General features: G+C 39.6%; 10 protein-coding genes. 7 read left to right on the forward strand and 3 right to left on the reverse strand.

The window, feature by feature from the left end; all coding sequences use genetic code 11:
* Window positions 1-43: 43 nt before the first annotated feature.
* Window positions 44-2,506 (reverse strand): S9 family peptidase, encoded by a 2,463-nt coding sequence (locus tag CLV99_RS16745; RefSeq protein WP_246032787.1) that lies wholly within the window; start codon window positions 2,504-2,506, stop codon window positions 44-46.
* Between the two features lie 419 nt (window positions 2,507-2,925).
* On the opposite strand from CLV99_RS16745, the gene CLV99_RS16750 reads away from it, so the two are divergent.
* The 4 genes from CLV99_RS16750 to nrdF all read left to right on the forward strand — a co-directional run bounded on the left by CLV99_RS16750 (window position 2,926) and on the right by nrdF (window position 6,780).
* Window positions 2,926-3,162 (forward strand): glutaredoxin family protein, encoded by a 237-nt coding sequence (locus CLV99_RS16750; protein WP_133585671.1) that lies wholly within the window; start codon window positions 2,926-2,928, stop codon window positions 3,160-3,162.
* A gap of 31 nt (window positions 3,163-3,193) precedes the next feature.
* Window positions 3,194-3,601: a class Ib ribonucleoside-diphosphate reductase assembly flavoprotein NrdI gene (gene nrdI / locus CLV99_RS16755; protein WP_211348564.1), complete on the forward strand. Its 408-nt coding sequence runs from the start codon at window positions 3,194-3,196 to the stop codon at window positions 3,599-3,601.
* The gene (gene nrdE, locus CLV99_RS16760; RefSeq protein WP_133585672.1) at window positions 3,561-5,666 is read left to right on the forward strand and encodes a class 1b ribonucleoside-diphosphate reductase subunit alpha; all 2,106 of its coding nucleotides are present in this window, start codon (window positions 3,561-3,563) and stop codon (window positions 5,664-5,666) included. The genes nrdI and nrdE overlap by 41 nt, the downstream gene beginning before the upstream one ends.
* 127 nt (window positions 5,667-5,793) lie before the next feature.
* Window positions 5,794-6,780, forward strand: coding sequence for a class 1b ribonucleoside-diphosphate reductase subunit beta (gene nrdF / locus CLV99_RS16765; RefSeq protein ID WP_133585673.1), 987 nt, complete (start codon window positions 5,794-5,796; stop codon window positions 6,778-6,780).
* A 67-nt stretch (window positions 6,781-6,847) separates the two neighbouring features.
* On the opposite strand, the gene CLV99_RS16770 is transcribed toward nrdF, so the two are convergent.
* Window positions 6,848-8,563: a GMC oxidoreductase gene (locus tag CLV99_RS16770; RefSeq protein WP_133585674.1), complete on the reverse strand. Its 1,716-nt coding sequence runs from the start codon at window positions 8,561-8,563 to the stop codon at window positions 6,848-6,850.
* A gap of 5 nt (window positions 8,564-8,568) precedes the next feature.
* Window positions 8,569-9,045 (reverse strand): gluconate 2-dehydrogenase subunit 3 family protein, encoded by a 477-nt coding sequence (locus CLV99_RS16775; RefSeq protein ID WP_133585675.1) that lies wholly within the window; start codon window positions 9,043-9,045, stop codon window positions 8,569-8,571.
* Between the two features lie 436 nt (window positions 9,046-9,481).
* Here CLV99_RS16775 and CLV99_RS16780 point away from each other — a divergent pair, with 436 nt between their 5' ends.
* The 3 genes from CLV99_RS16780 to bcp are packed head-to-tail and all read left to right on the forward strand — an operon-like array spanning window position 9,482 to window position 12,324.
* Window positions 9,482-10,093: a fumarylacetoacetate hydrolase family protein gene (locus CLV99_RS16780; protein WP_133585676.1), complete on the forward strand. Its 612-nt coding sequence runs from the start codon at window positions 9,482-9,484 to the stop codon at window positions 10,091-10,093.
* A 5-nt stretch (window positions 10,094-10,098) separates the two neighbouring features.
* Complete coding sequence (locus tag CLV99_RS16785; RefSeq protein ID WP_133585677.1) at window positions 10,099-11,823, forward strand: M23 family metallopeptidase; 1,725 nt, start codon at window positions 10,099-10,101, stop codon at window positions 11,821-11,823.
* A gap of 42 nt (window positions 11,824-11,865) precedes the next feature.
* Entirely contained in the window at window positions 11,866-12,324 is a 459-nt protein-coding gene (gene bcp / locus CLV99_RS16790; protein WP_133585678.1) for a thioredoxin-dependent thiol peroxidase, read from the forward strand.
* The last annotated feature ends 7 nt before the right edge of the window (window positions 12,325-12,331 follow it).

Below are 12,331 nucleotides of genomic sequence, written 5' to 3' on the forward strand. Positions count from 1 at the left end.
GAAACAAAGAAGGCTGTCGTACGACAGCCTTCTTTGTTTCTTATTATTTCCCTTTTAGATGTTTCTCTAAAAATTGATCCTGTTCCCACAGGAGGTGGAAAATATTCTCCTTAGCAGCATAGCCATGTGACTCGCGCGGTAAGATAACCATCCGCACTGGCGCACCAAGATTTTTCAGCGCTTGGAAGTAGCGTTCAGTCTGCAAAGTAAAAGTTCCCGGATTATTGTCCGCAGCGCCATGTACCAAAAGCATTGGCGTCTTCATACGATCGGCGCTCATAAAAGGTGACATCGTCATATAAAGCTGTGGATCATCCCAGAAATTACGTTGTTCGCTCTGGAAACCAAATGGCGTTAATGTCCGATTATAGGCACCAGACCGGACAATGCCAGCAGCAAAAAGATTTGAATTGGAAAGCAAGTGAGCGGTCATAAACGCGCCGTACGAATGCCCTCCAACAGCGACCTTTTTACGATCGATATACCCTAACTTATCGACAGCATCAATAGCTGCCTCCGCATTTGCGACAAGCTGTGGTATGAACGTATCATTGGGCTCCTGTGTACCTTCTCCGACAATTGGGAACGCAGCATTATCTAAGACTGCATATCCCTTAGATACCCAATAAATGAAAGAACCGTAGCTAGGAAACGTAAACTCTTTGGGATTGGCTGTGCTTTGTCCTGCAGTATTCTTGTCTTTATACTCGCGCGGATAAGCCCAGATAAGTAAAGGAAGCTTTTCCTGCCCGTTTCTATCATAGCCCGCTGGAAGATATAATGTACCAGAAAGCGCGACTCCATCTTTCCGCTTATAATTCAACACCTCTTTATGAACCTTCTCCAGCGCTTTGAATGGATTTTCGATATTAGTTACCGCGACCTGTTTACCGGTCTTAATATTCTTGCGGTAGAAATTCGGGTATTCTGTGGCAGATTGCAAAGAGATTAAAATATCTCCTTTAGCAATATCAATAACCTGAGATATGCGTTCTTGAAGCTCAGACTCTTTAGCGACATAAAGTCTATTCTTCTTTAGGGTCTTAAGATTGAGTTCGTCTATAAATGGAAACTCACCATTTTGTGTAAAACCATCCCCTACGAAATAGGCCTTGTCTTTGTGAATATACATGGTGTAGGTACCGAAATCGTTTTTATCACGAAAGACATTCCCTGGGTCGGAGTACACGTCTTGTCTATTCCGATCAGCTATCACCTGACTTTTGCCCGTTGTTGGATTCAGGAGAAAAGTTTTAACATTCCGGGTATCATACCACTGTGAGGAAACTAGTGCATAATTATCATCCCCCCATACAATTCCAGAAAAGCGATCCTTAATCTTCATCAGTGATGTAGGCTCTCTCTCAAATGGGAAATCCCAAACGAAAAGTTCGTCTCTGAATTCGGTTGCCTTGTTGGCGTCGCCCCCATCCAAAGCTTCCACAAAGAATAAGCTTGCTGGCTTGTCCTGGCGCCAAACTAAAGATCGTTTTCCCGTCCGTGTGGATGAAAATCCCTTTGGCATTATCTCCAACAACGGTATATCATTAACTTTTTTTATCAATTTACCTTCCAAGTCATACACAAAGGTTTCTTGAGGAAAGGAATTATAGCCTACAAGATAAGAAAAAGGCTTCCGAAGTTTGGAAACCAAAACATACTTTCCATCGGGTGAAACGGTACGCTCTGTATACATCGCTGCAGGCAAGAACATACGCTGCTCACCTTTCAAATTCAACCAAACCAGCTCAGACGTAGATAGTGTTTCGAAATCTTGTTCATCCTGCGGATTTTTCAGCAAATCCTGATAGGTACGCAGCTGCGATACCTTTCCATCACTAGTAGACACCACGGGACCTTGAGGCAGATCTTTACTATGATCAACCAAGTTCTTAACAACAGCAGGACGCCTGCTAATCAGTAGTTGATCCGTATTACGAATCCACTGGTAGGGTGCATCTAGGATGGCATTCAACACATAGTCTGTCAATTGCCTCGCAACCTGTGTCTCCACATCAATCACCCATAAAGAAAGACCTGTATCATTAGTATGCGTAAAAGCGATATGCTTACTATCGGAAGAGTATGTTAAATTAGCGATTAAGGCATGAGCAGGTAATCCGGTTACAGCATGCTCTTGACCTCCGTCTACGGATTTCAATCGAAGATTATCAAAATAGGTCTCTGTACTTGATATACTTGCCTTTGCGTTTATCCTTAATCCGGCAAGCCGTAACTCTTCTTGGCCCAGCTCGTCTAATGTTTTGTAGGTAGGTCTATACATGAATAGTAACCATTTTTTATCTGGGCTCAATTTAATAGCGGGAGGGCGCTGATAGTCCGCCAATGCCAGGATCTCGGAGGATGGTTGCTGAAAAGTAACATTCTCCTGTGCATATCCTTTAGATAATGAGCCCAACATGGGCGCAAGCAACATAACTGCTACTAAGCGTGAAATAAAATTACGGTAAGGGTTCATTAAAAATAAATTAGGTATTTTCATCATAATACATACTGGTTTGTAAACTTAATGATTCTTATTTGTACTTCTAAAAAACAGGACATATAATATACATAATTTTCTTGATATCAACACTATTTTCATCTGTTTTTTGACATTAAAAATACCTAAAAAACATACTGTTTAGACTTGTAGATTTAAGTTTACAAAAGCAATTTTAAAGTTATCAACATAGATTAATAGCTGTATAACAGTAATTTAGTAAAACAACCGCGCTACCACGAGCATTTTGGGCGTCTTTCCACTTTGAGTGTGGAAAAGTATGACTACCTCTCCGGATTAAAATGTAAGATATTTGTTCTTGTTGAGAGTGTCGCTCTTCAATAATCAGCGTTTTTTTTACACTTCGGTAAACTTGTCTCCACTATGAAGGGAACTGTTTACGACCAAACTTACATAATAACATGGCAAGAATCATCAAATTCGAGAAAAACGATTGCGCTCCATGCGATCAAGTGTCGGCTTACTTAGATAGAAAGGGTATTTCGTACGAAAGAGTTAATCCGTTTGATTCCCCTGAGCTGGCTGTTAAGTTTAAAGTCCGCACCGTCCCTACGGTTATTGTTTTGGATGGTGAAGAAATAAAACATCGCATTATAGGATTTAATCCACAAGAATTAGAAAACGCTATTGCACAGTAATAAATAAAAGTCATCATAAAAAAGCAAGGTTATGATACATTTATATTTTGACAGCAAAACCGGAAATGTGCAACGCTTTATCGACAAAGTTGTGCAAATAACCGGATGGCAAGCCACCAAGATTCAAAAAGATATGCTTATTGAAGAATCGGGGCACCTTATCACTTTTACGACCAACTTTGGAAAAATTCCGCCTCTGACGGAAGAGTTCCTTACGCAAAATAGTAGCAGATTGTTTTCTGTGACTTCTAGCGGCAACCGTAACTGGGGTAGAAACTTTGCAGTAGCTGCGGATAAAGCCGCTGCGATGTATGAAATTCCGTTAGCATTCAAATTTGAACTATCGGGGACAATGGAAGATATAAATCAATTTATAGAAATTATTAAGAATCAATACTATGATAGCAAACGAGGTAGCAAAAAACTGGATATTGCTTAATAACGAAATCATGATCAAACATGATGACGAGTATAGCCTTCACAAAGATAAAGAGGCTGTGCGAGCTTATTTCCTGGAATATGTAAACAAAAACACTGTTTTCTTCTATAATTTAAAGGAGAAAATAGATTATTTAGTAGAACATAACTACTACATAAATTTCTATCAATGGTTTACATTCGAAGAAATGGAAGAGGTATTTAACTATGTATATGCCAAAAAATTCCGTTTCGAGTCCTTTATGGCAGCATTTAAATTTTTCCAAAGTTATGCATTAAGGGATGATTCGGGTGAAAAATTCTTAGAACGTTACGAAGACCGTGTTGTGGCTGTTTCGTTGTTTTTAGCTCGCGAAGAAGGCGTAAAAAAAGCAATCGAATACGCTGAAATCATGATCAATCAAGAATATCAGCCTGCTACCCCGACTTTCTTGAATGCTGGAAAAAAACGCTCTGGCGAATTGGTTTCTTGTTTCTTGGATGAAATCGGAGACAACTTGAATGGTATAGGCTATGCTGTTGATTCGGCAATGAAATTATCTTCTATAGGAGGAGGCGTTTCCTTCAATATCTCAAAAATACGTGGCCGTAGTGAAGCGATAAAAGGTGTTGATGGACGGGCTGGAGGTGTATTGCCAATCATGAAAATCATGGAGGATACTTTCTCCTACGCTAACCAATTGGGACAACGTCCTGGTGCGGGTGCTGTATACCTAAATATCTTCCACTCGGATATTGAAGAGTTCTTAGACTGTAAAAAGATAAACGTAGACGAGAAAGTACGTATCAAATCACTTTCTATAGGTATTATCATACCAGATAAGTTTATGGAACTTGCAGAAAAAGACGAGCCGGCATATTTGATCTACCCGCACACGGTAGTACAAGAGTACGGTCAATATCTAGATGAAATGGATATGGACTTGATGTACGATGAGTTGATTACAAATCCGAATGTAAAGAAAAAGAAAATCAACGCGCGTCACATGCTGGTAAAGATTGCCCAGACACAAAAAGAGTCGGGGTACCCTTACATTTTCTTCAAAGAAAACACGAATAAAGAGCATGCTTTGAATGGCTTAGGTAAAGTTAAATTCTCTAACCTATGTACAGAAATCATGCAGATATCTGAAGTATCTGATATCAATATCTATGGCAAAGAGGATACTATCCGTTATGGTATATCTTGTAACCTCGGCTCATTGAACATAGCGACTGTAATGGACAATAAACGTATAAAAGAAACTGTAAAAACAGCGATGCGTGCACTTACGGTAGTAACAGATGTAACGGATATCGAGATGGTTCCTTCAATTGCTAAAGCAAACCGTGAATTGCACTCGGTAGGTTTAGGAGCCATGAATCTACATGGATTCTTAGCAAAGAGCTTCATCATGTATGAATCACATGAAGCGTTAGACTTTGCAAATACCTTTTTCATGATGATGAATTACTACTCGTTAGAAGCATCTATGGAGATTGCAAAAGAACGTGGTAGAACATTCGTCGGTTTTGAGAAATCAGCATACGCAGATGGAACCTATTTTGACAAATATCTAAATAGAGATTATCTTCCGACAACCGACAAGGTGAAAGAACTCTTCGACGGCATACATGTGCCTACTATCGAGGATTGGCAAAATCTGAAAGCACAGGTTGCTGAACATGGAATATACCATGCATATCGTTTAGCAATTGCTCCGAACCAGTCTACTTCATACATTATGAACGCGACTGCTTCTGTGATGCCTATTGTGGACATCATTGAGGTGCGCGAATATGGAGATAGTACGACTTATTATCCGATGCCATATTTGACCAATGATAATTATTTCTATTTCAAATCGGCATACGACATGGATCAAATGAAGGTTTTGAAGCTGATTTCAGTTATTCAACGTCACATCGATCAAGGGGTCTCTACAATTCTTCATACGAACTCAAAGGATAGTACACGCGATTTGGCAAAGTATTATATCTATGCACATAAATTAGGTCTGAAATCATTATACTATACACGTACCCGAAAATCAACCATCGAAGAGTGTATCTCTTGTTCAGCTTAATAGACATCAGAATTGAGATAATACATATAAGTCAGGAGAATTTTTGAATAACACTTCTCCTGATTTTTACCTTTTAACCGAGCTTTAGCGAGCTCATCGTTGATAATTCTTACTTTTTAATTAGTACATGAACAAACAATTTACAGCCGTCAACTGGAATACACCTGATAATGATTATGCCCTCATGTTCTGGGAGCAGAATATCAAACAGTTCTGGATTGACACCGAATATATCCCCTCCAAAGACATCGATAGCTGGAAAGGCTTAAGCTGGGACATGAAAGAGTGTTATAAAAAGGCACTTGGAGGATTGACTTTGTTGGATACATTACAAAGTCATACCGGTATGCCTAAGATTATAGACCATATCGACTCGTTACAGAATAAAGCAGTGCTTTCATATATGTGTATGATGGAAGCAATACATGCCAAGTCATACTCGACCATATTCACTACGGTATCTACGACCAATGAAATCAATGATGTATTTGGTTGGGTATCGCAGAACAAGTTCTTACAGTTTAAAGCGAATACTATTGATAGTTACTATCGTGGTATAGACAAGCAAAATCCTACAGATGAGGAGCTATTTATGGCCTTGGCTGCCTCTGTTCTGTTGGAATCTTTCCTATTTTACTCAGGCTTCTTTTTACCACTATGGTTATGTGGACAGGGACAAATGGTCGCTTCTGCAGATATTATTAAAAAAATCGTTGCTGACGAATCCATACACGGTGTATTTGTCGGGCTGATGGCGCAAGAAGTATTTGCAAAATTGCCAAACAAAGAAGAAGTAAAACAACGTTTCTTAAATCTTCTTAACGAGCTTTATGAAAACGAAATCAAGTATACAGAAGAGCTTTATACGGTGGTAGGATTGACTTCTGAAGTAAAAGAATACGTTCGCTACAACGGAAACAAAGCATTGATGAACCTTGGTTTTGATCCTATTTTTGAAGTAAAACAGGTTAACCCTATTGTATTGAACGGATTAAATACGGAAACAACACAACACGACTTCTTCTCGAAGAAATCAACAAACTATGAGAAATCGATGGAAATCGTTCATCTAAAACATGAAGATTTTGAAATGGATGCGACAGTAAATATCTAACCGTCGTTTATCCCTATAAAAGAAAGGCCTCGATCTAGATCGAGGCCTTTTCTTATATAAAAAATAGTTATAGATTTCCTTTTTTCATCTCACTGACAGCGTAATCAACAGATCGAGCGGAAAAGGCCATATAGGTCAAAGAAGGGTTCTGTGTCGAAGTAGACGTCATACAGGCTCCGTCTGTCACAAACACATTTGGCACTGCATGCATTTGATTCCATTTATTCAAGACAGAGGTCTTCGCATCATGCCCCATACGTACACCACCCATCTCATGGATGTCCAGGCCAGGAGCCTGCCAAGCTTCATCTCTCCGGATATTACTAAAGCCAGCGACCTTGAACATCTCTTCCATTGTGTCAAGATAATCTTTTTTCATCTTATGATCATTCTCATCGTAATCTATCGAAATCTTTAGTAATGGGACTCCCCAATCGTCCTTTTTATCTTTATCCAATGCGACGTAACTCTCCGCTTTTGGAATAGTCTCTCCCATCATGTGGGATCCAACCCCCCAATTACCTAGCTTTGGATTTAACAAGGAAGTCTTCAAGTCCTTTCCCAGTCCAGATTGATCTGCCGATTCAGACCGCCATGCTCCAAAACCAGCAGCATATCCACGCAAATAATCTGTCTCTTGCTCGTGTAGATTACGGAAACGTGGTATATATCCTCCTCCAGCAGGATTACGTCCCTCGGTCTTGAAATCTAACAATCCCTCGTACTCAGCATAAACACGTGCGTTATAATTGTGAAAAGCTACATACTTGCCTAAGGTCTCACTATCATTGCCCAAACCATTCGGGAAGCGATTAGAAGTCGAATTTAAGAGTATCAGGTTGGTATTTATCGCGGCAGCATTTACAAAAATTATTCGAGCATAGAACTCGATTTCCTCTTTTGTATTACGATCGATTACTTTAACACCTATGGCACGCCCCTTGCCCTCATCATATAGAATAGAATGCACAACGGAGTCTGGCCGTAAAGTCATTTTACCGGTTTTTGCAGCCCAGGGCAATGTTGATGAATTGGAACTAAAATATCCTCCAAAAGGACAGCCTCTTTGACAAAGTGTGCGGTTCTGACACTGTGTCCTCCCCTGTTGAATATGTATCGGTTGTGGTTGGGATATATGAGCACATCGAGCTGATATGACCTTTCGGCCAGGGTATTTCCCTTCAATGGACTGCTTAAAATACTTTTCTACGACATTGAGCGGATAACCAGGTAAGAACTCGCCATCGGGCAATTCGGGCAGGCCATCTCTATCTCCTGCAATACCTGCAAATCGCTCCACATGATCATACCAAGACTTTAAATCCGCGTAACGGATGGGCCAATCTACGGCAAACCCATCACGGGCAGGCCCTTCGAAATCAAAGTCAGACCAACGCTGTGTCTGTCTAGCCCATAAAAGGGATTTCCCTCCGACTTGATATCCCCTAATCCAATCGAAAGGCTTATCCTGAATATAAGGATGCTCTTTGTCCTTTACGAAAAAATGAGCCGCATCCTCATGAAAAGCATAACACTTGCTCACGATAGGGTTCTCTTGCTTCACTTGGTAAGGTAGCTCATTACGGTGTTCAAACTCCCAAGGGTACATATTGGTCGTAGGGTAATCCTTGATATGTTTGACGTCCCTCCCACGTTCTAAGACCAACGTTTTCAAGCCTCTTTCGCAAAGCTCTTTTGCAGACCAGCCGCCACTGATACCTGAACCAATTACAATAGCATCGTAGGTTCTATCTTTCTCCGAATCTATATTTAGGTTTGCCATATTTTCTATACAATAACTTTTACAGCTCCATCGTAACGACCGGGAACTAATTCGTAAACTAACTTATTTTTCATGACATACTCCGAGTTGAGATACCCCTGCAATGTTCGCTTTTTTAGGATACTGAAGAAAACATCTTCCTTTAATGTCTGTAAATAAGCTAAGCGCTCGACTTCGGTTTTCAAATCCGCTTTCCGAGCTTGTTCCAATCCATTGATAAAAGCCTCTTGATCTTCGGGGCTATGACAATCGTCCAACATCTTCATTACAAAAAGATGTAGATTCAAATCCTTTGCTCCTGGCGAATCGGTCTTCGGAATAATAGCTTCGACTAAATCACCGATAAGCGCTTCGTCGTCAGCAGACAGTTTGACATGCCGTAGCTCAATAGACGCACTATCGCCCCCTCCATTACAGGAAGACGCGATCATAAGCCCCCCTGCTACGATAAAGAGTTGTTTTATTGCTGTTCTTCTATTCATAATATTGAAACGTAGAATCTAATTTAAGTATTTTTATCAGAAAAACGTTTTAGCAAATAGAGTTTAATACACTTCTCTAAACTTACAAATCAGAAAATGTTACCCCAAGAAGCTTCTATTGGATATAAAATCATTTTTGGTTAAGTTTGTTTAAATAGATGTTCTAAAAAATATACATTAATTGTAATGTGAAATACCCGATAACTAAATATCGGTAACACATGCCAACTTGTAAAATAATATGCGCATGATAGCAAACACAAACGACTGCGAAATAGTAAACATACCATCCTTAATAAAAAAATATAACGTCATATCAGCTATCCTTGCCAAGGAAACTATAGAGAAAAGAGCTTTAGAAAAAATAATCGAAACAAGTTTATAACAACAAAGTACAAATCGATCTGCCAACCGACAGAGCATAAATACTATATATATGAAAATAATAGCAGTAGGCCGTAACTATATTGATCATGCCAAAGAATTAGACAATCCTGTACCCGATCAACCTGTCATATTTTTAAAACCTGATACCGCGGTACTCAAAGACAACAAAGACTTTTATATTCCTGAGTTTTCAAAAGATATTCACTATGAGTGTGAACTTGTCGTCCGTATATGTAATGAAGGCAAACACGTTTCTAAAAAATTTGCTCATAAATACTATGATGCCATTGGTCTTGGTATTGACTTTACGGCACGTGACTTACAAACACAACTCAAGTCAAAAGGGCTACCTTGGGAACTCGCAAAAGCCTTTGACCACTCGGCTGTAGTAAGTCCACTTATACCAAAAGAGGAATTTGAGGACCTGAGTGCCATTAAATTCTCCTTAACCAAAAATGGTGAAGTGGTACAGTCCGGTAATACGGCTGACATGATTTTCGACATCGACACCTTAATAACATTTATATCTGGATACATTACTCTACGCAAAGGTGATTTAATATACACAGGAACCCCTGCTGGCGTAGGCCCGGTAATCATTGGAGACAAACTAGAAGGATTTATAGAAGACAGACCGATGTTCTCTACACATATCAAATAAATAGCATGAGAAAAATACCGTATCTGATTCTACTCCTGCTTTTGCAGGCAAGCATATCTATTGGCCAGAATAAGGATATCATTACATCGCGTAACTATCCACAAGGCTATTTTCGAAACCCATTGAACATCGCAATGGATGCCTCAGGTACATTCGGCGAATTGCGATCGACACACTTTCATGCCGGAGATGACTACCGTACACAACAAAGGACAGGACTACCATTGCATGCCGCAGCTGAGGGTTATGTATCCCGTGTACGTGTGCAGATAGGTGGAGGCGGAAATTCGGTCTACATCGATCACCCTAATGGGTACACGTCTGTATATCTACATATGGAGGATTTCAACGAAGTATTGACGAATATTGTACGAGCAGAACAATATAAACAACAACGCTTTGATGTAGATATAACCTTAAATAGGAATCAAGTTGTCATGAGCAAAGGCCTATTAATTGGTCGTGCTGGTAACTCAGGGGGATCTGGAGGTCCGCATCTTCATTTTGAAATAAGGGATACCAAGAGCCAGAATCCTTTAAATCCTCAATTGTTTGGTTTAAAATTTACCGACAACTTCAAGCCTACAATTAATAGTATCATGCTGTACGATTTGAATAATTCTTTATTCAACGAACATACACCACGAAAGTCTCTAGCGGTGAAGGCTGTGCGAGCTGGAGAATATACCCTGACTCAAAACACCCCATTATTGGTCGATGGACAATTTGGTCTCGGAATCAGCGCTGTCAATAGACATAGGGCTGGTGGTTTTCAAAATGGAGTTTATTCTATTGAGTTGCTGATTGACGGGAAAACTGTATCAACGGTGGTGTTTGAGGAATTGGACTTTAATAGCTCCCGGGGCATACACTCTTATATTGATTACCCCTATTGGAAAAAAACAAAAGTAAAAATCCAAAAAAGCTTTAAGGATCCTGGAAATCCTATAGAAATCTTCAAAACACTTCCTGAAAAGAGAGGGTTTGAACTTCAGGAAAAAAAGGTATATGATGCGAAATATGTTGTGAAAGATGTTGCGGGTAACAGTAGTGAACTGAATTTTAAAATTGAAAGCACAGGAAGCACAAAAAAAGTAGCTTATAAAGCTACTGGAACACAATTCTTTAAATATGACAAAGTCAATTCCTTTGAGCGTAATGACGTAAAAGTCAACATCCCCTTAAAAGTACTCTATGATGATTTGGATTTCGAATACGGTACAGCGTCAACTCCTGCCAATGGATACTCTATGGTGCACAAGATTCATAATAATCTTATTCCTGTATTCCAATCTTACAATCTGGCTATAAAACCGACTATCTTACCTACACACCTACAAAGTAAAGCCTTAATAGCATCGTTAGAAAACGGAGCAGAGGGCGGAGGTTTTGAAAATGGTTGGGTATCGGTCAATACCCGTAATTTTGGGAACTTCTACGTTGCTGTAGACACGATCGCTCCCGTAATTACTCCGCGCAATCTGACTTCGGGAAAGAATATTGCAGCGCAACGAAAGATTGATTTTACTATAACAGACAATTTCTCCGGAATACAATCATTTAATGGCTATATCGACGACAAATGGGTACTAATGGAGTACGACTCCAAGAATAGACATCTATGGCACACATTTGATGCTGCTCTAACAAAAGGAACACATAGCTTCAAACTCGTTGTTCGGGATTGGAAGGACAATGAAAAGGTCTACGAGGCTAGTTTTATTAAATAAGATTTCATAATTTAGGTGGTTAGCCTATTTAATATATACGACATGTCAGAATTGAAAACTGGAGATCAAGCACCCGCGATTCATGCGAAGAATCAAAGTGGAGAAATGATAAACCTGTCCGACTACAGTGGAAAAAAGGTCATTTTATATTTTTACCCAAAAGATAACACACCAGGCTGTACTACCGAAGCCTGCAACTTTCGAGACAACTATCAATCCCTCTTGGGAAAAGGGTTCGAAATATTGGGGGTAAGTATCGATAGTGAACAGTCTCACCAAAAGTTCATTAGTAAATTTGAACTTCCTTTCAATTTGCTGGCCGATGAAGATCAGAAGATTGTCAATGATTATGGGGTGTGGGTAGAGAAAAACATGTATGGCAAAAAGTACATGGGAACAGCCCGAACTACCTTCGTTATTGACGAAAACGGAAAAATAGAACATATCATCAAGAAAGTGGATAACAAGAATGCTTCTCAGCAGATTCTTGATTTATATTAGTTTAATC

Source organism: Sphingobacterium yanglingense (assembly GCF_004363245.1).
Taxonomy (GTDB): domain Bacteria; phylum Bacteroidota; class Bacteroidia; order Sphingobacteriales; family Sphingobacteriaceae; genus Sphingobacterium; species Sphingobacterium yanglingense.